The organism is Arthrobacter sp. STN4, assembly GCF_024539665.1.
In the GTDB taxonomy this organism is placed as follows: domain Bacteria; phylum Actinomycetota; class Actinomycetes; order Actinomycetales; family Micrococcaceae; genus Specibacter.
In genome coordinates this window covers 109,981-136,892 of sequence record NZ_JAKZGX010000005.1, presented here as the reverse complement: position 1 = coordinate 136,892, position 26,912 = coordinate 109,981, and the positions used below count along the sequence as shown (strand labels likewise).

General features: G+C 68.6%; 18 protein-coding genes and 1 tRNA gene. 3 read left to right on the top strand and 16 right to left on the bottom strand.

From position 1 onward, the window contains the following. Positions 1 to 77: 77 nt before the first annotated feature. The 14 genes from MMF96_RS19760 to MMF96_RS06020 all read right to left on the bottom strand — a co-directional run bounded on the left by MMF96_RS19760 (position 78) and on the right by MMF96_RS06020 (position 18,665). Entirely contained in the window at positions 78 to 2,972 is a 2,895-nt protein-coding gene (locus MMF96_RS19760; protein ID WP_309145221.1) for a LuxR C-terminal-related transcriptional regulator, read from the bottom strand. Continuing rightward, positions 2,969 to 5,626 carry a LuxR family transcriptional regulator gene (locus MMF96_RS06080; RefSeq protein ID WP_256882910.1) on the bottom strand — a complete coding sequence of 886 codons (2,658 nt, stop codon included), beginning with the start codon at positions 5,624 to 5,626 and terminating at the stop codon, positions 2,969 to 2,971. The genes MMF96_RS19760 and MMF96_RS06080 overlap by 4 nt, the downstream gene beginning before the upstream one ends. A 230-nt stretch (positions 5,627 to 5,856) precedes the next feature. Beyond that, the gene (gene pth, locus MMF96_RS06075; RefSeq protein WP_256882909.1) at positions 5,857 to 6,441 is read right to left on the bottom strand and encodes an aminoacyl-tRNA hydrolase; all 585 of its coding nucleotides are present in this window, start codon (positions 6,439 to 6,441) and stop codon (positions 5,857 to 5,859) included. Between the two features lie 10 nt (positions 6,442 to 6,451). Further along, the gene (locus tag MMF96_RS06070; RefSeq protein WP_256882908.1) at positions 6,452 to 7,033 is read right to left on the bottom strand and encodes a 50S ribosomal protein L25/general stress protein Ctc; all 582 of its coding nucleotides are present in this window, start codon (positions 7,031 to 7,033) and stop codon (positions 6,452 to 6,454) included. A gap of 396 nt (positions 7,034 to 7,429) precedes the next feature. Beyond that, positions 7,430 to 8,266 carry a type IV toxin-antitoxin system AbiEi family antitoxin domain-containing protein gene (locus MMF96_RS06065; RefSeq protein WP_256882907.1) on the bottom strand — a complete coding sequence of 279 codons (837 nt, stop codon included), beginning with the start codon at positions 8,264 to 8,266 and terminating at the stop codon, positions 7,430 to 7,432. Between the two features lie 263 nt (positions 8,267 to 8,529). Next, positions 8,530 to 9,510: a ribose-phosphate diphosphokinase gene (locus MMF96_RS06060; protein ID WP_176617227.1), complete on the bottom strand. Its 981-nt coding sequence runs from the start codon at positions 9,508 to 9,510 to the stop codon at positions 8,530 to 8,532. A 31-nt stretch (positions 9,511 to 9,541) separates the two neighbouring features. Further along, positions 9,542 to 10,990, bottom strand: a complete 1,449-nt coding sequence (gene glmU, locus MMF96_RS06055) for a bifunctional UDP-N-acetylglucosamine diphosphorylase/glucosamine-1-phosphate N-acetyltransferase GlmU (RefSeq protein WP_256882906.1) — start codon at positions 10,988 to 10,990, stop codon at positions 9,542 to 9,544. Positions 10,991 to 11,148: 158 nt separating this feature from the next. Then, a tRNA-Gln gene (locus MMF96_RS06050) sits at positions 11,149 to 11,220 on the bottom strand. A gap of 216 nt (positions 11,221 to 11,436) precedes the next feature. Then, the gene (locus tag MMF96_RS06045; protein ID WP_256882905.1) at positions 11,437 to 12,270 is read right to left on the bottom strand and encodes a hypothetical protein; all 834 of its coding nucleotides are present in this window, start codon (positions 12,268 to 12,270) and stop codon (positions 11,437 to 11,439) included. 155 nt (positions 12,271 to 12,425) lie between these two features. Further along, complete coding sequence (locus MMF96_RS06040) at positions 12,426 to 14,213, bottom strand: ABC-F family ATP-binding cassette domain-containing protein (protein ID WP_256882904.1); 1,788 nt, start codon at positions 14,211 to 14,213, stop codon at positions 12,426 to 12,428. Between the two features lie 24 nt (positions 14,214 to 14,237). Continuing rightward, the gene (locus MMF96_RS06035) at positions 14,238 to 15,248 is read right to left on the bottom strand and encodes a 4-(cytidine 5'-diphospho)-2-C-methyl-D-erythritol kinase (protein ID WP_256882903.1); all 1,011 of its coding nucleotides are present in this window, start codon (positions 15,246 to 15,248) and stop codon (positions 14,238 to 14,240) included. A 9-nt stretch (positions 15,249 to 15,257) separates the two neighbouring features. Further along, positions 15,258 to 16,136 (bottom strand): 16S rRNA (adenine(1518)-N(6)/adenine(1519)-N(6))-dimethyltransferase RsmA, encoded by an 879-nt coding sequence (gene rsmA / locus MMF96_RS06030; protein ID WP_256882902.1) that lies wholly within the window; start codon positions 16,134 to 16,136, stop codon positions 15,258 to 15,260. A 223-nt stretch (positions 16,137 to 16,359) separates the two neighbouring features. Continuing rightward, positions 16,360 to 17,514, bottom strand: a complete 1,155-nt coding sequence (locus MMF96_RS06025) for a resuscitation-promoting factor (protein ID WP_256882901.1) — start codon at positions 17,512 to 17,514, stop codon at positions 16,360 to 16,362. Positions 17,515 to 17,756: 242 nt separating this feature from the next. Further along, positions 17,757 to 18,665: a TatD family hydrolase gene (locus MMF96_RS06020; protein WP_256882900.1), complete on the bottom strand. Its 909-nt coding sequence runs from the start codon at positions 18,663 to 18,665 to the stop codon at positions 17,757 to 17,759. Positions 18,666 to 18,767: 102 nt separating this feature from the next. On the opposite strand from MMF96_RS06020, the gene MMF96_RS06015 reads away from it, so the two are divergent. From MMF96_RS06015 to MMF96_RS06005, 3 genes are read left to right on the top strand one after another with little or no spacing between them, the layout of a single operon-like run. Further along, the gene (locus tag MMF96_RS06015) at positions 18,768 to 19,838 is read left to right on the top strand and encodes a MoxR family ATPase (protein ID WP_176617234.1); all 1,071 of its coding nucleotides are present in this window, start codon (positions 18,768 to 18,770) and stop codon (positions 19,836 to 19,838) included. Positions 19,839 to 19,851: 13 nt separating this feature from the next. Continuing rightward, entirely contained in the window at positions 19,852 to 21,279 is a 1,428-nt protein-coding gene (locus MMF96_RS06010; protein WP_256882899.1) for a DUF58 domain-containing protein, read from the top strand. Next, positions 21,276 to 23,882 carry a DUF3488 and transglutaminase-like domain-containing protein gene (locus MMF96_RS06005; RefSeq protein WP_309145220.1) on the top strand — a complete coding sequence of 869 codons (2,607 nt, stop codon included), beginning with the start codon at positions 21,276 to 21,278 and terminating at the stop codon, positions 23,880 to 23,882. Before MMF96_RS06010 ends, MMF96_RS06005 begins: the two co-directional genes overlap by 4 nt. Positions 23,883 to 23,899: 17 nt before the next feature. On the opposite strand, the gene MMF96_RS06000 is transcribed toward MMF96_RS06005, so the two are convergent. After that, on the bottom strand, positions 23,900 to 25,393 hold the full coding sequence (locus MMF96_RS06000; RefSeq protein WP_256882898.1) for an NAD-dependent succinate-semialdehyde dehydrogenase: 1,494 nt from the start codon (positions 25,391 to 25,393) through the stop codon (positions 23,900 to 23,902). 400 nt (positions 25,394 to 25,793) lie between these two features. Beyond that, on the bottom strand, positions 25,794 to 26,801 hold the full coding sequence (gene rsmI / locus MMF96_RS05995) for a 16S rRNA (cytidine(1402)-2'-O)-methyltransferase (RefSeq protein WP_256882897.1): 1,008 nt from the start codon (positions 26,799 to 26,801) through the stop codon (positions 25,794 to 25,796). Positions 26,802 to 26,912: the final 111 nt, after the last annotated feature.

The following is a 26,912-nucleotide window of genomic DNA, read 5'->3' as shown; positions in this document are numbered from 1 at the left end:
TGTTTTTGACCAAGTGGAGCGGCCGCCACACCCGTACCCGGGCAGCTTTCCGCCCCGCATCATCCCCTGCGCGGCCGCTATTCCAGCGGGATCCCGGGCAGGTCTTCGCGGCCGCCCACGCCCAATTTCGCGTAGACCCTGTACAGGTGGCCCTCCACGGTGCGGATGGAGAGGTTCAGCTGCGCCGCGATTTCACGGTCGGTGCGTCCGTCCACAGCCAAGGTGGCCACCTCGCGTTCGCGCCGTGTCAGCCTGGTCGACTCCGGCCCTCCGGCGTGCCCCGCCGGTTTCACGGCCGTCTGCCCCGCCGTATGCCGCGCCGTGGCCGCCGCCGCATGTCCCGCCGCTGCATGTCCCGCCGTTGCCGCCGGTGTTTTTGGGGTGGTGCCCCGGACACGGCCGGATTCCGGCATTCCCAGCCGCTCCGCCACCTTGCGCAGGCCCTCGCGGGCACGGCGCAGGTCCTCCTCGTTTCCGGCCCCTGCCAGCAGCGGGACCGACAACGCCAGGGCCCGCTCGGCAAAACCGAACAGGCCCGCAGCAGCCAGGGCCTCACCTGCCGCGGCCAGGAGCTGTCCGTCCCTGGCCCCCAGTGCGCGGGCGTACCCGCACAGGGCCCGTGCCCACTGGCCCTCGACGCCGGACGCCACCCGCTCCAGCCGGGGCACCACGCTTTCATCGCCGAGTTCCAGGGCAAGGGCCAGTGCGTTCAGTTCCAGGGTGGTGGAGCCCTCGGCGAGCGCCGCGTCGGCGAGGGCCACCAGCCCAACGGGGGTCCCGGCGTCGTGCCTCAACAAGTACCGCGCGGCAGCCAGGTAGGCGCGCTCGTGCGAGAGCACCACGAACATCCCGGTCCCTTCCACGTAGGCACCGGCCAGTTGTTCCGCCAGCTCCCACCGCCCCAGCCTGGCCGCGGCGTAGGCCGCCATGGCAGTGCAGAGGCCCAGCAGCTGCTGCGGGTCGCTGAGCCTGAGGGCATCCACACCGGCCAGGAGCAGGTCCAGGCCGTCGGCAACCTTGCCCCCGCGCAGGAATGCCATGCCGCGGACCACGTTGGCGCCGCCGCCGAAGGAGAACACCACGGGGCCGTCTTCCAGGGAAAACTCCTCCAGCACCTTTGCCGCCCCCTGCCAGTCCCCGCAGCACATGGCCGCGGCCAGGTGGCGCAGCAGGATGGTCTCGGGGAGGAAGAAGACGTCGTTGTCCTCCTCGTGCTCAATGGCATAGGCCTCGGCGGCCCGCGCCATGCCCTGCTCGGGGAAGCCCTGGGCGGTCAGGCGCTCCGAGTCCATGGTCAGGACCATGGCACGGTTCAGGCGGACGGCTGACTCGCTCATCCCTTCGCTTTCCACAACCCCCGCCATGGGCGCCTCCATGGCCGAATAGTGGCCCTGGCGCGAAAGCATCATGAGTTCGATCAGCAGCGCCCCGGACTCGCTGAGGCCCCTGATGGCCTCGGCCTCCGCTGGGTTCGCCTGCGCCAGTTCTTCACCCTTGCTGCGCAGGACGGCGGCATCCCCGGCCAGCGCATCGACGGGCATGCCCAGGGCAGACCGGGTGGAGGCGCGCAACAGGCTGCCGAACAGCAGTTCCTGGTGGTTCCGCGACTCCTGGACCGTCGATTCCATCAGGGCCAGGGCGCCCTGGTAGTCACCCATGTTGTAGTGCGCCCGCGCCCTCACCACGGTGGCGCGGAGCCGGTGGTCCCGGCCGCGGATCTGGTTCGCCAGTTCCAGCGCCGTGGTGGACTGGTAGATCTTGCTGGCCAGCACGGCGGCCGCCAGCAGCCTGTCGTCGGGGACCTCAATGCCGATCTCCAGGGCCCACACCACGCGGCGCAGCATTGCCTCGGTGTTGACGGGATCGTCGTCCAGGCGGCCGATCAGCTGTTCGTGGAGCCGCCGGCTTTGCGTCATGGGCACCATGTCCCGCACCGCTTCGCCGTAGATGGGGTTGGCCAGTCCCAGCAGGCGGGAGGGCGGGGCGCCGTACTGGACCAGGTGCCAGTCCAGCAGTTCCCGGACCGCGGCGGGGCCCACCAGCTCCTCAATGGCGGCATCCTCCACCGGCTCGGAAAGTGCTATCAGGTTCAGGGCCTCCGAGGCCGTCTTGGAAATGCCACGGAGCTCGCGGCGCACCGCCTCCTCCAGGTCGGGGCTGTGGATGGGCGCATTCGGGTCAACCGACCAGCTGCCGCTGCGCCTGGCCAGCGAACCGAGCTCCACGGCCTGTGTCACCAGCAGGCGCAGGAAGAGCGGGTTGCCCCCGGACAACGACCAAAAGTGCCAGCCCGTGGCCCGCAGCACCCGCCCGCCCAGCATGGCCTCACAGAAAGCGTGCGCCTGTTCCTGGTCCAGCGGGCCCAGCACAATGTTCTCCGCCATCCCCGCGGTCCATAGTTTGGGCAGCGGATCCGGCAGCCTGTGGTGGCTCCAATGGGTCGCCACCAGGTTCACCGTCCCGGAGCGGACCAGGCTGACGATCAGCTCGGCCGTGGCCGGGTCCATGGCATGGGCGTCGTCGACCAGGATGAGGGGCAGGTCCTGGCTGGCGGGGGCTGGACCTTGGCTGGCCGGGGCGGCGTCCGGGCCTGCTTCCGGGCGGGCCTGGGCGGCTGGCGCCAGCCCTTCCTGCCTCCGGCGCAGTTCTGCCAGCACCGCCCGCAGCACGGCCATGCGGATGCTCGCCGAGCCGCCGTCGACCGTGGAAAAATAAGGCGCCATGACGCCAAACGGGACCTTCGCCAGCGAGTGTGAGCCGCGGAGTGACAGCACCGGAACGTGCTCGCGCGCGACGGCGGCCAGCTCGCGCAGGATCGTGGACGCGCCAAAGCCGTTTTCGGAGGTGACGAAGACGGCTCGGCATCCCTCGGAGCGGATGGCCGAGACGATGTCGGCCAGTTCGCTCTCCCGGCAGAACGGCGGTTTCAGCAGTGTCCGCGGTTTGCCTGCCGGTGTGCCGGGTCCCGTCACAAATCCATCCCCTGCTCAAGTTCCGAACGCGACGTGATGCCCACCTTGGCAAAAACCTGGTACAGGTGGCCCTCGACGGTGCGGATGGAGACGCCGATCCGGGAGGCAATTTCGCGGTTGGCCATGCCCTTGACCGCCAGCGCGGCGACCTGCCGTTCGCGCGCGGTCAGCGGGACCGCCGCGTGGTGGGGCATGATGGGCAGCACCGGGACCTGCTGCGCCAGCGCGTCGAGGCGGCGCTGGGCCTCTCGGGACAGGCGTGCTTCGCCGGCGTTCCGGGCCAGGTCCAGGGCCACCACGGCACACCGGGATTCGACGGCGGCCAGCTCCAGGGCGTGCGCCCCTTCAGCGGCTTCCAGCGCCAGGGCGGCGCTTCCCCTCCGGTGGGCCCGGGCCAGCGCCACGTTCACTGCGGCCATGGGCCCCTGCCGCTTGAGCGAGGTTTCCTCCAACAGCCGGTACTGCTCGTTGGTGCCGTTGGTGGTGGCCCCGAAAAGGCTGATGGAGGCGGAGGTGAAGCGGCCCTTGGCAATGTCGATTTCCGCGCTGGCGACGAGTTTCGCCGCGGCATGCGGGTCATCCAGCCAGCGCAGGGCCATCAATTGGAAGAACTCGGCCATGGAGCGGTTCACCCACATGGTTTGCGGTGCGGTGTTGCCGGCCTTCGACAGGTAGCGGAGGGCACTTGTCACGTCATTAATTTGCGCAAAGGCAAATGCCAGGGCGGAGTAGACCAATTCCAGGCTGTTGTAGGTGTCGCGGATTTCCAGTTGGGCTGCTGCCACAAGCAGCACGTCCGCTGCCTGTGCCCCCCGCCCGGCGTAGACGTAAGCCAGCCCCAGTGCCAGTTCCATGACTCCGCCCCGGTACTGTGCCAGGTGGGAAGTCTGCTCAACGGCATCCTTCATGATTGATTCGCAGGCCCTCCACTGCCCTGTCCATGTCAAGGCCAGGATCAGGGCCTTCAAGTGCCAGTCCCCGCGGCGCAGCACAACATCGTGTTCGGCAGTTTCCGCGCGGACGGCCTTCGAAAGGGCCACCGCGTCAAGCTCGCGGCCAGTTGTGACCAGGACCATGGCCAGCATGCTGGTGCAGTTAAGCCGGTATTGCCGGTCACTCGGGTCCTTGCTGCCGGCCAAAAGCTCGGGTCCGGCCTGCGAAAACTCCCCGCGATGCACCTGGAACTCAAAGCGGGCCAACTTCAGGAGCTTCCCTGCCCGGACGGTCACCTCATCGCCAGGGTCTGCCTGTTCAATGCGCCAGGCGAGGTCGGCCAGGAGCTCTTCAATTCGCGAATAACCATCCGGCACCCAGAGCAGCGAACTTGACAGCTCCGCGGCCCAGGCCGCGTACTCCTTCAAGGTCAGGCCCGACAGAACGTCCGGGGAAACGCCGTCGAGCGCCTCCACGGCCTTGGCGTAGTTCGCCAGGAGCCCATACGCCTGGCTGCGGACCTGCGCCGCCTGGACTTCGCGGGCGTGTCCGCGCGGAATGTGGGCACAACAGGCCAAGGCAAGCTGCGGGTCAAAATAGTTCACCGCAGCGCGGGCCGCGGCCAGCGCGGCCTTTGGTTTCAGGACCATGCCGGCGTCGTGGACCCAGGCGGCGAACGTCAGCAGCTGCTGCTTGTCCATGGAGGCCGGGTCCAGCCCCAGCACCCCGGACATTTCCTGGAACCGCACGGCCTTTTCATCCGCGGTGAGCTGGTTCCGCAGGGTTTCGCCGATGTACGGCTCGGCCAGCGTGACCGTGCTGTTCAGCCCCGGGCTGATGGACAGGAATCCCCGTTCCTCGAGCTCGGACACGGTTTCTGGGCCCAGTGCGCGCAGTGCCACCGACAGCGGCACCTTGCGCAGCAGCGCGAATTTTTCCAGCCCGACGCGCACCGGTTCCGGCAGGCGGGCCAGCCTGGACCTGACCAGCTCCGGCAGAATGTTGCCCGATGTGGTGCGCCGCGGCCCCACCAGCACCCAGACGCCGCCGTGCTGCCGCAGCGTCCCGCTGGTGTAGTGCTCATGCACCAGGGCCTCGAGCACCAGCGGATTGCCGGCGCTGGAGGTGTAAAAGGTGGACACGACCGACTCGGCCACGGCGCCGTCGAGGGCCCTTGACAGCAAGATGCGCACCTCCGCCCGTGAGAAGACGTCGATGCGCTCGGTGGCCATGAGCCCGTCCTTGACCATCCAGACCAGGTCCTCCGGCAGTTCGGCCGTGCTGCGCACCGTGACCAGCAGCTTGGCCGTGCCGCTGAGCACCAGCTGCATCAGGACGCCCATGCTCGCCGTGTCAATGCCGGGCAATTCGTCCAGGAAGATGACCACAGGCCGGCCCCTGGCATCGTCCCTGATTAGGTCCACCAGCAGTTGCAGGACGGCCGCGGGCGTCTCCAGCTGGCGGTCACTCAGCCTGGCCATCAGGACATTGAATGCGCCGTAGGGTATGTCGGTGTCCGAACCGCTGCCAAAAAGGCGGATGACGTGCGTGGTTGCCAGGATCCGTTCCTCAACCCGGCGCGACAAGGTGGTTTTCCCCACCCCGGCGGGACCGATGACGGCCACGCCTTGAAGATGTGCGTTGTGAAGGTGGCCCATGACTGCGTTGACGGCGTCCTGCCGCACCAAGGAAGACCAACGGCGCCGTTCCTCGGCACCCATGGCCCTTCGCTGAGACCGCAGCTCCCGCCCGTTGTTACGTTGAGGTGCTACGTCTCCCCACACGCTTGTCATGCCCAAACAACCCCTTTGCCACGAGGGACCCGTGCGAACCCCAATATCCGCACGTCTGTGACTAAAGCCGATTATAACAGCGATATTTCGTCGTCTGTGGGCAAGATAACAATCCGTGAAGCACCATCCGCCTCCCCGGGCACCGCATTTGGGGCCGCTCAGCCCCCGGCGCCGTGGAATTTTTGCTGGGCGGAAACCAGTCCGTCAGTGATGAGTTGCTCGGCAGCGTCGGCTGCGGCGCCGATGAGGAACGGCAGGTCCTTGTTTTCCGTGGAGGAAAAATCCTTCAACACGTGGCTGGCGGCATCCGACCGGCCGGGCGGGCGTCCCACGCCGGCACGGACGCGGTAGTAGTCCTTGGTGCCCAGGGCCCGGGACATGTCCCGCAGGCCGTTGTGGCCGCCTTCGCTGCCGCCCAGTTTTAACTTGACCGTGTCAAAAGGGATGTCAATTTCGTCATGGATGGCGACCACATGGTCGGCCGGGACGTCGAAGAATTTGGCGAGTGCCGCCGTCGGGCCTCCAGCCAGGTTCATGAAGGTGCCCGGTTTGGCCAGGATGAGCTTGGGGCCGCCAATGCCCAGGCGGGCCTCGGCCACGAGGGCGCGCGCCTTGTGGGTCTTGAAGGTGGCGCCGAGGCGGGAGGCAAGTTCCTCAACCACCATGTAGCCAATATTGTGCCGGTTGCGGCTGTAGCCGGGCCCGGGATTCCCGAGCCCGACTACCAGCCAGGTGTTGCCCATTGTGTGGAGGCTACTCTGCTGCCGCGGCTTCCTCGGCGGCTTCGGCTTCGGCCACAACGGAGGGCTCGGCCAGGTGCACGATCAGCAGCGACGCGTCGGTCAGCAGCTCAACGCCGGCCGGCAGGACCAGGTCGCTGGCGTGGACGTGCTCGCCGGCTGCGCGGCCGTTGATGTCGATCTCGACGTGGGCCGGCAGGTCGGTGGCGTCCGCGGAGAGGCTGACGGACATTTCTTCCTGGTTCACGACGACGGACGGGGCCGGCTCGCCAACAATGATGACGGGGACGTCAACGATGACCTTCTCGCCCTTCTTCACGGTCAGCAGGTCGATGTGCTCGACGATCTGCAGTACGGGGTCGCGCTGGACGTCCTTGACGAGGGCCAGGTGCTTTTCGCCGGCGACCGTGATGGTCAGCAGGGCGTTGGCGCCGCGGATGGCGCGGACGGTGGCGCGCTCCGGCAGGACGATGTGCAGCGGCTCGGCGCCGTGGCCGTAGATGACTGCGGGGATCTGGGCTGCGCGGCGGATGCGGCGGGCAGCGCCCTTGCCGAATTCGCTGCGGAGTTCGGCAGTGAGGTTCAAGTCAGACATGAAAATGCTCCTTCAGTGGTGTAGGCGTGGACTAAAAAGGTCAACACAATCCGACACACGTGAAGGAGCTGTGGGACCCAGTCGATCACGGACGCTGTGTGGGCGTCCCTCGCCAAGGTTTACCGTGCAAGTTTAGCAGAGCGGCAGCGGCGGGAGCGACGCGGGCTCGGGCGGGGGCTCCGGGGCTGCTGGGCTGCTGGGCTGCGGGGCTGCGGGGCTGCGCGGCTGCGGGGCTGCGGGGCTGCGGCCGGACCTTATGCGCCGGACTGCCCGGACAGTCCTGAGCATAACGGCACGGAACTTTTCTTATGCTCCAAACCCACGCCCGGTTCGGCGCCAGTGAACGGGCTGCGCCAAACCCACCCCCGGTCCGGCGCATAAAAACCGGGACGCCGCCTATTTTTGCGAGCCATTGATCATCGCCAGGGCCTGCTGCACCCAGCCCAGCATGATGTCGGGGCGGCCCAGCACAACGGCAGCAGGAATGCGAAGGCACCACATTCCCTTGACGACGAGCAGGTTGTCCCGTCGCAGGTCTTCAGCCCATCCCTTGGCCGTGTTGTGGTACTCGGCGCCGTCCGTTTCCACGCCCAGGATGCCCTCAACCAGCAGGTCGAGGTGTCCAACGCCGGGTACGTAAAACTGGCCCTGGACGTTAAGCCCGGCCTTGCGCACGTAGTACCTGGCCACGGTTTCAACGATGGACATCGACTGGGGATCGATCATGTCAATGACGGCCCGCCCCCGGGTGTCCTCCCGTCCGGCAAATGCGGCACGCAGCTGGGGAATGGTGCATTCCTTCAGCACCACCGCGGACTCCAGGACCACGAGCGCCTCGACCTCGGAACCGCACTTGACGCATTGGCGCAGAATGTCCATCAGGGTCTGCTGCCCGCTGACCTTGTGCACCACGCATCCGGGAACGGGCCGCCCGTGGGCCGCAGCCACATGCGGCACGGGCGGCGACTTGATAATCCACAGGCCCAGTTGTTCAGCCTTCGTGAAACATGTCCGCCGCGCCTGGTGCCGGGCAAGGCGGACATCAAGGGGATCTGCGTCCGGCAGCGCATAATAGCCCCGGCCGATCCGTTGGATTTGCCCCGCGTCCTCGGCCTTTTTCATGGCCCAGGGCGTGCATCCCCGGACCAGCAGGTCCTTGCGCCGGGCAACCTTCCCGTACCAGGCAACTTCCTCTTCAACCGAGCGGGAATTGAGTGCCTTTGAATTCTCCATGCCACCCATGGTGTCCACACGCCGGCGGCCGCGGCAGCCCCGTCGTCGTAATTGTGGAAGAGCATGGCGTCCACCCAGCCTGTGGAGGCATGGACGGCGTACCTTATGCGCAGAACCCGGGCACGAATCCGGAGCATAAAAGCCGGACAGTTGGCTTATGCTCCGGACCCATGGCCGGTTTGGCGCCAGTGGACAAGCTGCGCCAAACCCGGCCCGAGTCCGGAGCATAAAGGCAGGGCCGAAACCGAACCCGCCGCCGCCAGTTAGGCGTTGCCGTCAAACAGGGACGTGACGGAGCCGTCCTCGAAGACTTCCTTGATGGCGCGGGCCAGCAGCGGGGCGATGGAGAGCACGGTCAGCGTGGGGAAGCGCTTTTCGGCCGGGATGGGCAACGTGTTTGTGACCACCACCTGGCGCGCGCCGCAGTTGGCCAGGCGTTCGGCGGCCGGATCGGAGAACACGGCGTGGGTGGCGGCGATGATGACGTCCTTGGCGCCGGCGTCCTTGAGCACGCGGACGGCGCCGGCAATGGTGCCGCCGGTGTCGATCATGTCGTCAATCAGCACGCAGGTGCGGCCTTCGACCTGGCCCACCACGGTCTTGGACACGGCCTGGTTCGGCACGGTCAGGTCGCGCGACTTGTGCACGAACGCCAGCGGCGCCCCGCCCAGCCGCTCCGCCCACTGCTCAGCCACACGCACACGTCCGGTGTCGGGCGAAACAACAGTGACGGCGTCGTCCCCCACAATTTCACGAATGTGGTCGGCCAGCAGCGGGATGGCGAAAAGGTGGTCCACGGGGCCGTCGAAGAAGCCCTGGATCTGGGCGGTGTGCAGGTCCACGCTCATGATGCGGTCGGCGCCGGCGGTCTTGTAGAGGTCCGCGACCAGGCGGGCGGAGATCGGCTCGCGGCCGCGGCCCTTCTTGTCCTGGCGGGCGTACGGGTAGAACGGGGCCACCACGGTAATGCGGCGGGCGGAGGCGCGCTTCATGGAGTCGACCATGATGAGCTGTTCCATGAGCCAGTTGTTCAGCGGGGCCGGGTGGGCCTGGATGACGAACACTTCCTTGCCGCGCACGCTCTCCCCCGAGCGGACGTAGATCTCACCGTTGGCAAAGTCGTAGGCAGACATTGGCAGCAGTTCGGTCTTCAGGCAGCGAGCCACTTCCTCGGCCAGCTCGGGGTGTGCTCGGCCGGACGCCAACACCAGTTTTTTGTCGCCGTTGTAGCTCAGTTCGCTCATGGGATCGCTTTCTCGCGGGTGGTGGGGGTCTTTAGTTGGACTTGCCGGCTGCGGCGGCGGAGATGCTGCCGGGCCGGTGCGTCTCGGTCCAGCCTTCGTCGTTGCGCTGCGGTGCCACGCTCAGCGTCAGTGCGCCGGCGGGCACATCCTTGCGCACAATGGCGCCCGCCCCGGTGAAGGCACCGTCCCCCACGGTCACCGGGGCCACGAAGACGGTGTTGGAGCCGGTGCGCACGCCCGAGCCGATCACGGTGCGGTGCTTGTGCACGCCGTCGTAGTTGGCCGTGATGTTGCCGCAGCCGATGTTGGTGTCCTCGCCTATTTCGGCGTCGCCGGCGTACCCGAGGTGGCTGAGCTTGGAGCCGCGGCCGATCGTGACGTTCTTCGTTTCGTAGAACGCGCCGATCTTGCCGTCCGCGCCCAGCACGGTCCCGGGGCGCAGGTAGGTGAACGGGCCGACGTGCGCGCCCTCGCCGATGACGGCGCCGGAGCCGTGCGTGCGCGTGACCTCGGCGCGCTCGGCAATCTGGACGTCCGTGAGCGTGGAGTCCGGGCCGACGACGGCGTCCCTCGCCACCGTTGTTTTCCCGTGCAGTTGGGTGCCGGGCAGGATGGTGACGTCCTCATCGAGTTCCACGGTGGAGTCAATCCACGTGGTGGCCGGGTCGATCACGGTGACGCCGCGGCGCATCCAGGACTCGACGATCCGGCGGTTGTGCTCGGCGCCCAGCGTGGCGAGCTGGACGCGGTCGTTGGCGCCTTCCACCTGCCAGCGGTCCGCGGTGGCCACCGCGGCGACGCGTCCGCCGTCGTTCCTGGCCAGGCCCAAAACATCGGTGAGGTACATCTCGCCCTGGTTGTTGTCCGTGGTGACGGACTTGAGCGCCTCGCGGAGGACGGCGGCGTCGAAGGCGTAGATGCCGGAGTTGATTTCCTTGATGCCGCGCTCTGCGTCGCTGGCGTCCTTGTGCTCGCGGATGCCCAGCACGGTGCCGTCAGTGGCGTCGCGGAGGATGCGGCCGTAGCCGGTGGCGTCGTCAAGGACCGCGGTGAGGACGGTGACGGCATTGTTGTCCTTTTGGTGCGTGGCGGTGAGTTCTTCGAGGAGTTCGGTGGTCAGCAGCGGAACGTCGCCGTATGTGACCACCACGGTGCCTTCAATTTCGTTTTCGGCGTCCAGGGCTTCGAGGGCGGCCTGCACGGCGCGGCCGGTGCCGGGGATTTCGTCCTGGTCGACGATCAGTGCCTTCGGGTCCAGCTGCGCAATGTGGGCTGCGACCTGGTCGCGTTCAAAGCGGACCACGACCGCGAGCCGTTCCGGGTTCAGCCCGTGCGCCGCGGCGAGTGCGTGGCCCACCATGGAGATTCCGCCAATGGGGTGCAAGATCTTCGGGAGGCGGGATTTCATCCGGGTACCGGCGCCGGCTGCCAGCACGATCACGGCGGCGGGATTGGACGAATTGGTGTTTTGGGGGCTCACTAAGTGGCACTCCTGCCCGGACAGAGGTCCGTGAAGAAAACGTACGCAATGGGAAACAATCCAATGTTACCCGCTCGCGGCCGGTGCCCGTTCATCGCGCGGGGGTCTGGGCTGGGTGCCGGAGCCGCGTTGGGCGGGTGCCGGGGTGGGCCGGAATGTTCCGCCCATAGGATTCGAACCTATACTCCACAGCTCCAAAGGCTGGGGTGCTGCCGTTACACCAGGGCGGAATGAGCACTGCTGCCTTACCGGCGCGGCCCACGAGAATCTAGTGTGCCACGGCCGGGACGTGTTTCGCGACTCGGGGCCCGCCAACGCGGTAAGTTTGGCCGTTCCGGCGTGGCAAAGTTCATATGCTGCCGCCGACTTCCGTCAGGGGCTGGACGCGGTGGGAGTTGTGCCCCCGGTGTACCAGGCGCACAATTTGGCTCCGGTCCTGCCCCGCTTCACTTGCCCTCAATCTTTTCAAGCCCCTGCCGCACCCACTTCATCATGAGTTCCGGTTCTTCAAGCACCATTCGGGCAGGTATGCGCAAACACCACACCCCGTTGACCACCAGCAGGTTGTCCCGTCGCAGGTCCTCTGTCCAGCCCTCCTGGGTGTTGTGGTAGGTTTCGCCGTCCGTCTCAACGCCCAAGATGCCGTCCACCAGTAAATCCAGGTGCCCCACGCCCCTGACGAAGAACTGCGCTTGGACGTTGAAGCCTGCCTTCCGAAGGTAATAGCGGCCAATGGTTTCGACTATTGACTGTGCTTGCGGGTCGATCATGCCGATGATTGCCCGGCCTGCCCCGTCTTCACGCCCGGAGAACGACTGCCGAAGTTGGGCAAAGGTGCACTTCTTGAGAACGATCGCGGATTCCAGGACACACAAGGCTTCCACTTCCGAACCGCATTTCACACATTGGTGGAGGATGTCCATCAAGGTCTGCCTGCCGCGAACCCTGTGAACTATGCAGCCCGGCACGGGATGGCCGTGTGACACGGCAATGTGGAGTCGTTCGGGCTCGCTGATGACCCACAAGCCGAGCTGCCTGGCCTTGCTCAGGCAACTTCGCCGCCCACGCTTCTTCGCCAACAACACGTCCATGGGATCGGCATTCGGCAACCCAAAGTATCCCGGCGCCACCATCTTGATCCGCCCCTCAAGCTGGGCCTGCGACAACTGCCATGCCGAGAAGCCGGCAGCGGTCAGATCCTTGCGCCGGGCGACAGTGCCGTACCCGGAAATGACAGCTTCCAACGTAGGGCCTGTCCGTTTTCTGCTCTGGTCCGCCATTACCCCAGTCTTGCGCGCCGGAAAGGTCCTGGCTGGCCCAACTTGTGGAACTGTGGATAAGGCATCGGGCCCGGAGGAAAACTCCGGACGGGTTGTGCCCCCGGTGCACTTGGGGCACAACCCGTCGCAAGTTTTGCCCGGCTCGGCGCGAAGCGCTACTCGAGGACCTCGGAGGCTTCGAGCCACTCGAGTTCCAGGGTTTCCTTCTCCCCTGCCAGCTCGCCCAGCTTCGCGTTCAGTTCGCCGAGGGCCTCGTAGTCGCCCACCTTGTCTGCCATCTGCGTGTGCACCTTGGCCTCCGCCGCGGCGATCTTGGACAGTTGGCGCTCCACGCGGTTCAGGTTCTTGCGGGCCTCGCGCTTTTCCGCCTCGGACGGCCCGGACGGCGCCGCCCCGCCAGCAGCCCCGGAGGCAGCCGGGCGGGACGCTGCGGACAGCGCCTCCTCGCGCAGTTCCAAATACTGGTCCACTCCCCCGGGCAGCCCGCGCAGCTTGCCGTCGCCCAGCAGCGCCATCTGGTGGTCGGTGACGCGCTCGAGCAGGTACCTGTCGTGCGAGACCACCACCAGCGTCCCCGGCCACCCGTCCAGCACGTCCTCCACAGCCGCCAGCGTGTCGGTGTCCAGGTCGTTCGTGGGCTCGTCAAGCATGAGCACGTTCGGCTCCCCGACGAGCAGCCGCAGCAGTTGCAGACGCCGCCGCTCGCCGCCGGAAAGGTCCCGCACGGGCGTCCACTGCTTGTCCTTCGTGAAGCCAAGCTGCTCCACCAGCTGCCCGGCCGTCATGTCCTTCCCGCCCACCTCAAAGGAGCGTTTCTCCCGCTCAATGACCTCCAGGACGCGCAGGTCCAGGACGTCGTCCAGCTCGCGCACCTCCTGCGTCAGCACGGCCGTCTGCACCGTCTTGCCGCGCTTGAGCCGCCCGGACGACGGCGGGACCTCGCCGTTGAGCAGGCGCAGCAGGGTGGTCTTGCCCGCACCGTTCACGCCGACCAGCCCCAGCCGTTCCCCGGGTGCCAGCCGCAGCGTGATGTTCTTGAAGATCTCCTTCTCCCCGTATGTCAGCGAGACGTTTTCCAGGTCCAGCACGTCCTTGCCCTGCCGGGCCGTGGCCATGCGGGACAGCGCCACGGTGTCGCGCGGCTCCGGGACGTCGGCAATGATCGCGTTGGCGGCCTCGATGCGGAACTTCGGCTTGGCCGTGCGGGCCGGGGCGCCGCGGCGGAGCCACGCGAGTTCCTTCTTGACCAGCTGCACGCGCTTGTTTTCCATGACGGATGCCATGCGGTCACGTTCGGCGCGGGCCAGCACGTACGCCGCGTATCCGCCGTCGAACGGGTCAATCATGGCGTCGTGCACTTCCCACGTGCGGTTGCAGACCTCGTCAAGGAACCAGCGGTCGTGGGTGACCACCACGAAGGCGCCCTCGTTGGCCCGCCAGCGCCCCTGGAGGTGCTTGGCCAGCCAGGCGACGCCCTCCACGTCGAGGTGGTTGGTGGGCTCGTCGAGCATGATGACGTCGTCGTTGCTGATGAGCAGCTTGGCCAGGGCCACGCGCCGCTTCTGCCCGCCGGAGAGCGAATGGATGTTGGCGTGCCAGTCCACCTCGCCCACCAGTGCGCCCATGATTTCGCGGATCTTGGGGTTGGACGCCCACTCGTGGTCCGCGGCCTCGCCCACAATTGCGAAACCCACGGTGCTCTCGCCGTCGAGCACGTCCGACTGGTCCAGGTAGCCCACGTGCACGCCACCGCGCACCGTGACCCGGCCGGAATCCGCGGTCTGCCGCCCGGCCAGCAGGCGCATCAGCGTGGACTTGCCGTCGCCGTTGCGGCCCACAATGCCGATGCGGTCGCCTTCTTCAAGCCCCACCGTGACACCGTCCAGGACAGTGCGGGTGGCAAAGGCGATGCTGAGATTTTCCCCGCCAAGGAGATGTGCCACGTCAAACCACTTTCATTAAGGAATTCATGCGTCAAATATTCGTTGCGCACCGTGCACGGGGCCTTCCACGGCCTGCGCGTCCAGCCCGTCGCCGGCCAGCTGCGCCACGAGGTCCAGCGCGTGCGCCTGGTCCCTGGCGAGCATCGCGACCGTGGGCCCCGACCCCGAGACCAGGGCGGCCAGCGCACCCAGCCGGGTCCCGGCGTCGAGCACGTCCGCCAGGCCGGGGGCCAGGTGCACGGCGGCGGCCTGCAGGTCGTTGGCCAGGCAGGGCGCCAGCCGCGCCGGGTCCGCCGCGCGCAGGGCCGCGAGGATGGCCGGGTCCACCTGGCCGGGTTCATCCGGGCCGGCCCCGGCGCGCAGTGTGTCGAGGGTGCCGTAGACCACGGGCGTCGAGAGCCCGAAGTCCGACTGCACCAGGACCCAGTGCAGCGGTTCCGGGGCCAGGGCGGAGGTGAGCCGGTCCCCCACCCCAAGCCCGACGGCGGCGCCACCGAGGAGTGCGAACGGCACGTCCGCGCCCAGCTCGGCCGCGAGGTGCGCCAGTTCCTCCCGCGACAGGCCCGTGTGCCAGAGGGCGTCGCACGCCACGAGCGCCGCCGCGGCATCCGCGGATCCGCCGCCCATGCCGCCGGCGATGGGCACGCGCTTGGTGATTTCCAGGTGCACGCCGGACGCGTTTTCGCTGATGTCCGCCACGAGCAGGGCCGCCCGGACGGCCAGGTTGCTCCCGTCCAGCGGGATGCCGGCGAGCAGTTCGGGGGCCAGGGTGCTGTTCCGGCTGATGCTCACGGTGACGTCGGTGGGCGGGGTGCCGGGCTTGGCCGTGGCCTGGATTTCCTCGTACAGGGACACGGCCAGGTAGGTGCTGGCCACGGAGTGGTAGCCGTCCGGGCGGAGCGGGCCTGCGCGGAAGGAGGCGTTGATCTTGCCGGGCGCCTTGACGCGGACGTGCCGGGGCTGGCCCGTCCAGTCGTAGTCGGCGCCCAGGGCGTCGGTGAGAAAGTCCGCGGGCGTGTTATCGCCGGGGTTCATGGACTCCATTTACGCCGTCATCGGGATCTTGGCCTCGGCGATGCGGGCGAAGGCGGCCACGTCAATCACTTCGCCGCGGGCCGTGGGATCCACGCCGGCCTCGCGCAGGCAGCGTTCGGCCTCGGCTGCGCCGCCGGCCCAGCCTGCCAGGGCGGCCCGCAGGGTCTTGCGGCGCTGGGCAAAGGCGGCGTCGATCACGGCAAACACCTGCTGGCGGCTGGCCCGTGTCACGGGAGGCTCGCGGCGGGTGAACTCCACGAGCCCGGAGGAAATCTTCGGCGCCGGCCAAAACACGTTCATGCCGATCACGCCGGCCTTGCGCATGTGCGAATACCAGGCGCCCTTGACCGAGGGGACCCCGTACGTCTTGGAGCCGGGGCCCGCCACCATCCTGTCCGCCACCTCGTCCTGGACCATGACCAGCCCGTGCTGCAGCGACGGGAAGTGTTCCAGCAGGTGCAGCACCACGGGCACGGCCACGTTGTACGGCAGGTTTGCCACCAGGGCAGTGGGTTGCGCCGGAAGTTCGGTCACGCGCATGGCGTCTGAGAGCACGACGTCGAGATTGCCCGCCTTCTCCGGGCGGAACGCGGCGACGGTTGAGGGCAGCTTTGCGGCCAGGACGGGGTCGATCTCCACGGCCACCACACGGGCCGCGGCGTCCAGCAGGCCCAGCGTCAGGGAGCCCAGCCCGGGGCCCACCTCCAGCACGGTCTCCTCCGGGTCGACCTTCGCTGCGGCCACAATCCGGCGGATGGTGTTGCCGTCGATGACGAAGTTCTGGCCCAGCGTCTTGGTGGGGCGGACGCCGATCTCCTCCGCGAGGCGGCGGATCTCAGTGGCGCCGAGGAGCGGCTGGGTCGCGGGGCTGGGCTGGGTCGAGGTCACTGGACAATCGTATCTGCTCCGGGCTGCCGACCCTGCGGGGGCGCCCTTCGGTCCCCCGCTGTTCCCGCCGAGTGTATAGATACGGCGGGTCCGCACGCCGCGAACCCGCCACAGGTGTGCACTCGACCCAAAGGCTGCGCTTAACGCAGAGGCTCCCCGCAGCTTCGACAGCTGCGGGGAGCGGGGGCTTTGACAGGCTCAACCAGCGGGGGTTTCGACAAGCTCAACCAGCGGCGCCGGCGCAGCCCCAGGGGCCCAGGCCGCGCTGGGCGTAAACCTTGTTGGCGATGGCAATCTGCTGGGCCTTCGTGGCCAGGCTGGCGTTGGGGGCATACGCGCCGCCGCCGTTGCTGAGCCAGGTTCCGCTGTCGAACTGCAGGCCGCCGTAGTAGCCGTTGCCGGTGTTGATGGCCCAGTTGCCGCCGGACTCGCACTGGGCGATGGCGTCCCACATGGCCGTGTTGGCCATGGCCGGGGCTGCAGCGCCGGTGTTGGCGGGCTTGGGGGCGGGGTTCGGAGCCGGGCGTGCCTTGGAACCGACGGTGACCTGCGCGTCGATCGGAGCGGTGAGGACCTTGGTTCCCGTTTCGCTGCGGCTGACCACCTGGCCGTCAATCGCCACGGTGCGGAAGTTGGTCTGCAGGGTTCCGGCCACGCCGGCGCGGACGGTCTTCGACTGGTCCTTGTACATGGTGGGGTCGACCGTCTCGGTGGTCTTGAAGGCCAGGGGCGAAGTCTCGGAGACGGTGCCGGAGTTGTTCACGCGGGAGACTTTGACCACCATGTTGGCCACGACGTCGGACTCGGCCGGGACGGAGACGAGGTCGGCGGCGCCGAGCTTGATGCCGGCCTCGGTCAGGACGTCGGCCACGGTCGCCGCGGTGGTGGTCTTCACGGCCGTCTTGCCGTCGGCAATGAGGGTGACGGGCTTGGGGGTGATGATGCTGATGTCGCTCGCGCTGGCCAGGAGTGCGTCGGCCGGTTCGGAGACGCGGGCGTTGGCTGCGACTCCCAGCTGGCTGATGAGGCCCTTGATCTTGTTCGAGGTGGTGGTGACGGTGCGCTCGGTGCCGTCCAGGTTCACCTTGATGTTCTTGGCCGTGTCTACCGTGATGGCCGTGCCGCTTTCCACTTGGGTGTCCAGTGCGGGGGTGACGCGGTCTTCGGGACCAACCGTGACGTGGGCCTTGTTCAGGACGTCCGCCACGGATCCGCCAAACGTCGAAACTGAACTTGCCGTGCCATCCACCGTGAGGCTGATGGATTTGTTGGCTCCCATGAAGGTCATGAGCCCGGCTACGAGGGCGATGAGCACCGCAGCCTGCCCTGAAATCTTCAAAAAGTTCAGTTTGCCGTTGGTGGCGAAGAGGTTGGTCACTTGTTCCCGTAACTACTAGAGCACCCGGGCACGGGGAGTGGCGGAGCAATTTGGCACGGACCTGCCCCAAGGCAAAATCACTGCAAAAAATGTCCGCCGCGAACGGTTGCCACGGGGCCCAATTGAACGGTGGATTCCGTGGCATTTCATCCGTAGGCCTTCCCCGACCCCGGCTAATAGTCCCCCAGCGTAACCCAACCGTTATCAAATAGACAAGATTTGATAACGGCCGCCACCCCGTTTCAGGCGTCCCAGGAACCGTAGACCGACTCCGTATTTGCCCGTAAAAGCTCTCCCAGCCCGTCCAGCGGACGGCCCGTCAACTGTGCCATGCTTTGCACCGTGTACGGCAGCATATAACTGGCGTTCGGCCGTCCCCGGTGCGGATGCGGAGTCAAAAACGGGGCGTCCGTTTCCACCATGACCAGGGCCGGATCGGCGACGGCGAGCGCCTCCCGCAAATTTCCCGCATTTTTAAAAGTGAGGGTGCCCGAAAATGACATGTACCAGCCGTTGTCGTTACATATCCTGGCCAGTTCGGCGTCCCCGGAAAAGCAGTGGAAAACCACGCACGACGGCGCCCCCTCCTCCCGCAGGACATCCACCACGTCGCTGTGCGCGTCACGGTCGTGGATCTGCAGCGCGAGCCCCTGCCTTTTGGCTATGTCAATGTGCCGGCGGAAGGAGTATTTCTGGGACGCAACGCCGTCCGGGCCGGTGCGGAAATAGTCCAGGCCGGTCTCGCCGATGGCACGGATGCGCGGGTGCGCGGCCAGCGCCTCAATTTCAGCCAGCGCGGCCTCCAGGGCCCCCTCCCCCGCCAGTTCGGGCGCGTCGTTGGGGTGGATGGCCACGGCGCCCAGGACGCGCGGGTCCAGGTCCACTGCCTGCACCGTGAAGCGGGAGGATTCCAGATCGCACCCCACCTGCACGGCGCCGGCAATGCCCACGGCCCCGGCGGAATCGAGCGCGTCCTTCAGGGTGACGGGAGAGTCGCCAAAGTCAAAGTGCGTGTGGTTGTCGTACACCGGCACGGGCAGCGGCGCGGGGGCGGGCCCAAAGCCCGGGCGGCGCTTCCCGCCGTCGGACGTGGGGCCGGCCTCCGGGGATTCATCACGGCGGTAGGGGCGGGGTACGTCGGGGGAGCACATGTTTGCCAATTTTAGCCGGGATTATCCACCGCTTCCCAGCCACTTTCGACGCAAACCGGAGATACTAGTAGCGTAGGTCACAAACGGACCGAAAGGTTGGGCATGCATCCGCGCGAGACATTGACGGCGGCACAAGGTCCGGGCACGGAACCGGACGGCTTGGAGCCCAACGGCCGGCGGCCCGCGCAGCCCGCCACGCGCCCGCGGCAGCAGCCCATGGACGCCGAACGGTTCGCCGGGCTCAGCCGGGACATCATGGCCGCCATGAACACGGTGATCGACGGCAAGGAAGAGGCCGTGGACCTGGCCCTGACCGTGCTGCTGGCGCGTGGCCACCTGCTGCTGGAGGACGTGCCCGGGGTCGGCAAGACACTGCTGGCCAAGACGCTGGCGCGGGCGCTGGACTGTTCGGTCAGCCGCATCCAGTTCACCCCCGACCTGCTGCCCAGCGACATCACCGGTGTCTCCATCTACAACCAGTCGGCGCAGACCTTCGAGTTCCGCCCCGGCGCCATTTTCGCCAACCTGGTCATCGGCGACGAGATCAACCGTGCCTCCGCCAAGACCCAGTCCGCGCTGCTGGAATCCATGGAGGAGCACCAGGTCACGGTGGACGGGACGTCATACCGGCTGCAGGAACCGTTCATGGTGGTCGCCACGCAAAACCCGATCGAGATGGAGGGCACCTATCCCCTGCCCGAGGCCCAGCGCGACCGCTTCATGGCCCGGATTTCCATGGGCTATCCGGACACGTCGGCGGAGCTGGCCATGCTGGAGACCCACCAGTCCGTGAACCCCCTCGATGCCGTGCAGCCCGTGGCGACGACGGCGGACGTTGCGGCCATGCTCGACGTCGTGGCGGGCACGCACGTTTCCGCCGCCGTCAAGGAATATACGGTGGCGCTGGGCCAGGCCACCCGCACCAGCGACAAGCTCCGCCTCGGTGCCAGCCCGCGCGCGCTGCTGCAGCTGCTGCGCGCCTCCAAGGCGTCGGCGGCGCTGGCCGGGCGGCGCTTTGTGCTCCCGGACGACATCCGCAAGCTGGCAGAACCCGTCCTGGCGCACCGGCTGCTGGTGGACCGCCGGGCCGCGAGCCTGGGCACCACGGCGGCGGATGTCATCGCCGAGGCACTGGCCCGGCTCCCCGTCCCCGCCCAGCCGGACACGAGGTAGGCGCAGTCCCGTGATGAGCTGGATTCCGGACCGCATCTTCCGGCCCCGAGGCTGGGTCATGATGGCCGCCGGCCTGCTCGCCCTGTTGTTTGCGCAGGTCCTGGGCCGCCGCGACCTGTTGGTGCTGGCCGTGTTCCTGCTCGCGCTGCCGCCGCTGGCCAGTGCGGGCCTGCGGCTGCTGGCCCCGGGATTCACCGTCAAGCGCCGCTTCTCCCCCGCGTTTGTGGAGGCCGGCACCGCGGCGTCCGTCACCCTGGAGGTGCACGGCAGCACCCCCGGCGGAGGCAGTGCGCGCCTGACCGAGCTGCTGCCCCCGCACCTGATCGACGTACCCCGCTTTGACTACCCCAACCCGGTCACCCCGCGCAGCCTGATCAGCCGGTACAGCTACACCCTGCACCCTTCCCGCCGCGGCGTTTTCACCATCGGCCCGCTGACAGCCAAGTTCGGCGACCCCTTTGACGTGGCGCTGCTGGCCCGGGACCTGGACGCGGGCGAGCAGCTCACGGTGGCGCCGGCCGCCGTGGTGCTGCCGGAAATTTCGCTCACGGGCGGGCGCGGGCAGGACGGATCGCGGATGACACGCCAGCAGGCGAACCCGAGCGAAGACGACGTCATGACGCGCGAATACCGGCACGGGGATCCGCTGCGGCGGGTGCATTGGCCCGCCACTGCGAGGCAGGGCAAGCTCATGGTCCGTGCCGAGGAATCCGTGACCACCCCGGAGGCGGCACTGGTGCTGGACCAGCGGAGGTGGGCGTACGGCGGGGCGGCGAAACCACAACGGCGGCCGGACGCCCTGGCCACGACGCCGGCCTTTGAATGGGCCGTGACCGCCGCCGTGTCGATTGCCGCGCACCTGCTGGAGCGCTCCTATACGCTGCGCGTGCTGGACGACCAGGGCCGCCCCGGCTTCGCGTCCTCACGCTCCGCCGCCGAGCCGGGCCGGGAGGATTTTGCCGGCCAGTCCGGCGCCTTGGCCGTGGCGCAGTCGCTCGCGGCGCTGGAACTGGGGGCCCGGGAACTCGGGGCCCGGGAACTGGGGTCCCGGGAACTGGGGGCGCGGGAACTGGGGGCACCGCGCGGCTCCGAGGCGGCGGTCCCGCTGGCGGACGTCCTGGCCGACCGCCTGATCCAGACCCGCCGCCGCGGCCCGGTCATCGCCGTCACCGGGGCCCTGTCGGAGCCCGACGCCATGATCCTCGCCGCCGCCATTGAGGCCGCCGAGGGCGCCTTCGCCTTCATCGTGTGCCCCGACCCGGCACAGGTGGCCGAACCGCTGAACATCCTGCGCCGCGCCGGCTGGCAGGCCCTGGCCGTGGCGCCGCACACCCCGCTGCTACAGGCCTGGATGGAACTTGACGAGCCCGCCGTCCTGCCCGCGCCGACCACCGGCAGCCTGCCCCGCGTCCATGCCCCGACCGCGGGAGGCCCGCCGTGACCGGGACCATCGCGGGCACGCGCCCGCCGTTTGGAACGCACGACGGCGGAGGGCCGGGCCCCGGGGCGGGCGGCGGTCCCGGACGTGGCTGGGGGACGCGGCTGCGCCTCTTCCTGGGCCCGCCGGAAACCGGCCCCGCCCGCTGGGTGCTGGCCGTGGCCGTGCTCGGCGCCGTCATGGGCGCGTCGCTGGGCTTCCGCAACGTCATGCTGGATTACAGCTGGATGCCCCAGGCCTTTGTGGTGGCCGGCATGACGGCGTTCCTGCCGGCCGTGGTCCGCCGCTGGCCGCGCCTGGCCCCCTTGGCCCCGCTGGCCGCGCTGGCCGGCTGGATCATGGGCCTGACCCTGACGTTTTTTGCCGGCACGGCCTACCTGGGGCTGTTCCCGTCGGCGCGGACCGTGGGTGCGGCGGTGGACCTGGCCACGCAGGCCTCCGTCAGCATCATGGTGAACAACACCCCCGTGCCGGTGGACCCCGGGCTGGTGTTTGTCATCTGCGCCGGCGTGGGTTTCGCGGCGCTGCTGGTGGACACTTTGGCTGTCACCGTGGCCATACCCGCGGCCAGCGCAATCGGCCTGGCCCTGCTGCTGCTGCCGGCCTCGCTCACCACCCAGGACGGCGTCGGGGCGCCCGGCTTCTTCGGCGCCGGGGCGGGCTACCTGCTGCTGCTCGGATGCTGCCGCTGGTATGCGCCGGACGGGAAGCTGCGCCCCGCCGCCAACCGGGCCAACAGCGGGACCCTGGCCCGGGCAGCAATGCTGGGGGCCGCCGTCGTCCTCGTGGCAACGGTGCTGCCGGCGGCCGTTCCGGGCTTCGAGAACGGCGCCTTTCCGCAGGGCACGCGGCTGGGTTCGGCGGGCAACGTGGCCGGCCTGGACCCTATGATTTCCCTCGGCAACGACCTGCGCGCGCAGTCCGGCGTGGTGAACATGACGTACCTGAGCAGCTCGGACATGCCGCTCTACATGCGCCTGAGCACGCTGGAGGACTTCTCCGGCAGGGTGTGGAAGCCGTCGCCCGTGCCGCGCGGGCTGTCCTCCGGGCTGTCCGAGCTGAAACCGGCCTTCGGCGCCAACACCGCCGTCCCGGTGGCGCAGACCGTGACCCAAGTGGACGTGGTGAACCTCGCCAGCACCTGGCTGCCGGCGCCGCTGAGCGCCATCAAAGTGGCGGACTTGCACGGGCGGTGGAGCTGGAATCCGGCCACCCAGACCATCAACGCCGACGGCGCCGCCAACACGCGCGGCCAGGTGTACACGGTCACCAGTGCCATGCCGGAGCTGACGCCGGGGCTGCTGGAGGCGGCCACGCAGAAGCCGGATTCCAAGCTGGATCCGATCTTCACGGAGCTGCCCAACAACGTCCCGTCGATCATCAAGGACACGGCGAAGGCGGTCACGAAGGGCATGACCACCCCCTATGACCGGGCCATGGCCATCCAGGACTACCTGCGCTCCCCCCTCTTCACCTACAGCGAGAAAACGCCGGTGGAGAAGGGCTACGACGGCGCGGGGATGAAGGTGCTGGCCAAGTTCCTGCAGGTCAAGGCCGGCTACTGCGTGCACTTTTCCGCTGCGATGGCCGTCATGGCGCGCGAGGTGGGCATCCCGTCGCGCATTGCCGTGGGGTATGCGCCGGGCGACCGGACGGGCGAAACGGCACTGGCCGACGGGAAGACGCTGCAGGGCTACGAAGCGACCGGCCGCGACGCCCACGCCTGGCCGGAGCTGTACTTCGAGGGCCTGGGCTGGGTGCCGTTTGAGCCCACCCCCTCCCGCGGGGCCGTGCCGTCCTACGCCATCGACAACATTCCGGGGGCGCCCGGCGCCGGCCGGAACGACTTCCTCAACGGCGGCAACACGAACGCGATCCCCACGCCGGCGCCCACGGCTTCCGCGTCCACCGCAGCCCACTCCGCCGTGGCGGCCCCCGTTGCGGCCACCCCGCGCCCGGAACGGATCAGCGCTTCGGTGGTGGGCGTGCTGCTGGTGCTGCTGGGGCTGGCCGCCCCGGCCTTTGCCCGCAGCCAGCTACGACGCCGGCGCCTGGCCCAGGTGCGCGGCGCCGGGTCCGGCGGGCGCGGGCGTGCCGGCGGGCGCAGGCCTGCCGGCGGGCGCAGGCCTGCCGGCGGGCCGCCTGAAGCGCCGGAGCTGCTGGCGTGGCGGGAGTTCATCGACTCGGCCATCGACTACGGCTACCGTTACAACCCATCCGAAACGCCGTCACTGCAGGCGGCCGGCATTGCCCGGCTGGCCGGGCTCGGGGGCCCGGAATTCGCAGGCGCCGGCATTGCCCGGCTGGCCGGGCTCGGGGGCGCCGCGGAATTCGCGGGCACCCCGGCCGGCACCCCGGGATCTGCCCCGGCAGCGGGCAGCGCCCCGGCCGGCACCAGGACCGCGGCAAAATCCGCCGCGGAGCTGCTGCGCGATGCCTACGAAAACGCGGTCTACGGTCCCCCGCCGGAGGAGCCTGCCGCCGCCCGCGACGACCTGGCCGACGCCGTCGAAACCGTCATCGGGCGGCTGAAGGGCCGGGCGGGAACGTGGGCGCGCCTCCGGGCGGCAGCGTTGCCGCCGTCGCTGTTCAGCCGCAACCGCTGATTCCCGCCCCCGTCAGGTCAGGCGTTCTGCGGGTTCGGGAAGCCGATGTACTGGGTGTACTGGTATTCCTCGATGCCTTCCACACTGCCTTCGCGGCCCAGGCCGGACTGCTTGACGCCGCCGAACGGTGCCGCGGCGTTGGAGATGACGCCTGCGTTCAGGCCCATCATGCCGGTCTCGATGCGGTTGGCCATGCGCAGGCCGCGGGCGTAGTCCTTGGTGAAGACGTAGGCGACCAGGCCGTATTCGGTGTCGTTGGCCAGGGCCACGGCCTCGTCCTCGTTCTTGAACGTGACGATGGGCGCCACCGGGCCAAAGATTTCCTCGCTCAGGATCCGGGCGCCGGGCTCCACGCCCTGCAGCACGGTGGGCTGGTAAAAGTAGCCGGGTCCGTCCACGAGGGCGCCGCCCACCACCGCACGGGCGCCGTCGGCCACGGCGTCGGTGACGAGTGAGTGCACCTTGTCCCGGCTCTTGGCGTCGATCAGCGGGCCCACCTTGGTTTCCGGTGCCGTGCCGCGCCCCACGGCGGCGCCGCCCATTTTCGCGGCGAACTTGGCGGCGAATTCCTCCGCGACCGATTCGTGCACCAGGAAGCGGTTGGCGGCCGTGCAGGCCTCGCCCATGTTGCGCATCTTGGCCGCCATGGCGCCGTCCACCGCGGCGTCGAGGTCGGCGTCGTCGAACACCAGGAACGGGGCGTTGCCGCCAAGCTCCATGGAGGTGCGCAGGACGGTGTTGGAGGCGTCGGCGAGCAGGCGGCGGCCCACGGGGGTGGAGCCGGTGAAGGACAGCTTGCGCAGGCGCGGGTCCTGGATCAGCGGTCCGGTGACGGCGCCGGCGGTCGACGTCGTGACGACGTTAAGCACCCCGGCCGGCAGCCCGGCCTCGAGCAGCACCTTGGCGAACAGCTGGCTGGTGAGCGGGGTGAGGTTGGCGGGCTTGAGCACCATGGTGCAGCCGGCGGCGATGGCGGGGGCGATCTTGCGGGTGGCCATGGCGAGCGGGAAGTTCCAGGGGGTGATCAGCAGGCACGGGCCCACGGGCTTCTTCTGGACCAGTATCTGCGCGGTGCCTTCGGGGTTGCCCGAGTAGCGGCCGAACGAGCGCACCGCCTCCTCGGAGAACCAGCGCAGGAATTCGGCGCCGTACTTGACCTCGCCCATGGACTCGGCCAGCGGCTTGCCCATTTCCAGGGTCATCAGGAGGGCAAAGTCGTCGGCGCGGGCCGTGACGATGTCGAAGGCGCGCCGCAGGATCTCGCCGCGTTCGCGCGGTGCCGTGGCGGCCCACGCGTCCTGGGCGGCGACGGCGGCGTCGAGCGCGGCGGCCCCGTCCGCGGCGCCGGCGTCGGCCAGCGTCAGCAGGGCCTTGCCTGTTGACGGGTCCTCGACGTCGAACGTCTTGCCGGATGCCGCCGGGCGCCACTGGCCGTCGATCAGCAGTCCGGTGGGGACGCCTGCCAGGAGGGCGCTTTCGCGTTCGGTCAGTTCGGTGGCGGTCACAGTCATGATGACTCCTTCGTCTGTCGGCGGGCCCGGGCGTGGCGCACTGGGCAGCAGCATGGTGCTATGCGTCCCACGCTAGTTCTCCGGCGCCGGGGGTGTCTACGCATGCACGCACTACTGGCACGGGTTTTGCTGTGCATTTGTCCAACGGGGGTTGCGTGCTTCCGTGCGCCGGCGGTCCGCGCTGCGGGGCCTTGCTTTATGCGCCGGATTCGCCGCGGGTTTGGCGCACGTTGTCCTGTAGCGCCAAACCCGGAATGGGTCCGGCGCATAAGAAAACCCGCCGTACCTTATGCGCCGGACTGACACCTGGGTTTGGCGCATAAAGGGAAGCACGACGCCGGGCACCCCCTCCCCTGCCCCGTCACCGTGCGCCGGGCGCACGCGGGGCGCCGCGCCGGGACTACCCCCGGGCGGCGAGCACGGCGCTGTACAGTTCGCGCTTGCTGACGTGGACGTCGTGGGCAATGACGGCCACGGCCTCCTTCATGCGCATGCCCTGGCCCATCAGTTCGTTCACGGCGGCCACGTGGTCCTCGGGCGTGCCGGGGTCGGCGGCGGGTGCTCCGGCCACCACGATGGCAATTTCGCCGCGGATCTCCGCTGCCTCGGCCCATTCGAGCAGGCCGGAGAGCGGTTTGCGGATCACTTCCTCGTAGGTCTTGGTCAGTTCCCGGCACACTGCGCCCTGGCGCGACGGCCCAAAGGCGGTGTGCAGCGCCCGCAGCATGGCCTCGAGCCGGTGCGGCGCCTCAAAGAACACCATGGTGCGTGGTTCCAGGGCCAGCTCGTGTAGCCGCGTGGCGCGCTCACCGGACTTCCGTGGCAGGAACCCTTCAAAGCAGAAGCGGTCGGTGGGCAGCCCGGACAGGGCCAGCGCGGTCAGCACGGCGGACGGCCCCGGGGCAACCGTCACCCGGATGCCGGCGGCCACGGCGGCTTCCACCAGCCGGTAGCCGGGATCGGACACGGAGGGCATGCCGGCGTCGGTCACCATGAGCAGCACCTTGCCGGACTGCACCTGGGCCAGCAGTTCGGGGGTCTTGGCGGCCTCGTTGTGCTCGTGGTAGCTGACAATGCGGCCGGAGACGGTCACGCCCAGCGAGGTGACGAGCCGGTGCAGCCGCCGCGTGTCCTCGGCCGCCACGATGTCCGCGTGCCCGAGCCAGGAAACCAGCCGGGCGGAGGCGTCGCCCATGTTCCCGATGGGCGTGGCGGCCAGGACAATGTACCCTTCGCCGGGAGCCGTTGCGGGCGCCAGCGACGCATCCTGCACGGCGTCTGACACGGCGCCCGGCGCATCCGATTCGTCACCAAAATCCGCCTCAGCCGGGCGGCTCCCGGGCCCGCCCGGCACCGGGCCAGGCCCTGAGTCGTTGCCGGCGGGTTCGGGGTCCAGGTGTTCTTCCATGACTCAAGCGTAGTTGGCCCCGCCCGGCCGGATGCCCGCGGCACCACGGCGGTGCTGCCGGCCGGCAGATTCGATGATGACGTCCACCGGCTAAAAGGGCTGGCCAGCGGG

What these genes read in the sequence shown, in the direction of transcription:
- MMF96_RS06080 (WP_256882910.1), bottom strand. Translation starts at nt 5,626, where the DNA reads ATGGGTGCCGAGGAACGGCGCCGTTGGTCTTCCTTGGTGCGGCAGGAC.
- pth (WP_256882909.1), bottom strand. Translation starts at nt 6,441, where the DNA reads ATGGGCAACACCTGGCTGGTAGTCGGGCTCGGGAATCCCGGGCCCGGC.
- MMF96_RS06070 (WP_256882908.1), bottom strand. Translation starts at nt 7,033, where the DNA reads ATGTCTGACTTGAACCTCACTGCCGAACTCCGCAGCGAATTCGGCAAG.
- MMF96_RS06065 (WP_256882907.1), bottom strand. Translation starts at nt 8,266, where the DNA reads ATGGAGAATTCAAAGGCACTCAATTCCCGCTCGGTTGAAGAGGAAGTT.
- MMF96_RS06060 (WP_176617227.1), bottom strand. Translation starts at nt 9,510, where the DNA reads ATGAGCGAACTGAGCTACAACGGCGACAAAAAACTGGTGTTGGCGTCC.
- MMF96_RS06045 (WP_256882905.1), bottom strand. Translation starts at nt 12,270, where the DNA reads ATGGCGGACCAGAGCAGAAAACGGACAGGCCCTACGTTGGAAGCTGTC.
- MMF96_RS06035 (WP_256882903.1), bottom strand. Translation starts at nt 15,248, where the DNA reads ATGAACCCCGGCGATAACACGCCCGCGGACTTTCTCACCGACGCCCTG.
- MMF96_RS06020 (WP_256882900.1), bottom strand. Translation starts at nt 18,665, where the DNA reads ATGTGCTCCCCCGACGTACCCCGCCCCTACCGCCGTGATGAATCCCCG.
- MMF96_RS06015 (WP_176617234.1), top strand. Translation starts at nt 18,768, where the DNA reads ATGCATCCGCGCGAGACATTGACGGCGGCACAAGGTCCGGGCACGGAA.
- MMF96_RS06010 (WP_256882899.1), top strand. Translation starts at nt 19,852, where the DNA reads ATGAGCTGGATTCCGGACCGCATCTTCCGGCCCCGAGGCTGGGTCATG.
- MMF96_RS06000 (WP_256882898.1), bottom strand. Translation starts at nt 25,393, where the DNA reads ATGACTGTGACCGCCACCGAACTGACCGAACGCGAAAGCGCCCTCCTG.
- rsmI (WP_256882897.1), bottom strand. Translation starts at nt 26,801, where the DNA reads ATGGAAGAACACCTGGACCCCGAACCCGCCGGCAACGACTCAGGGCCT.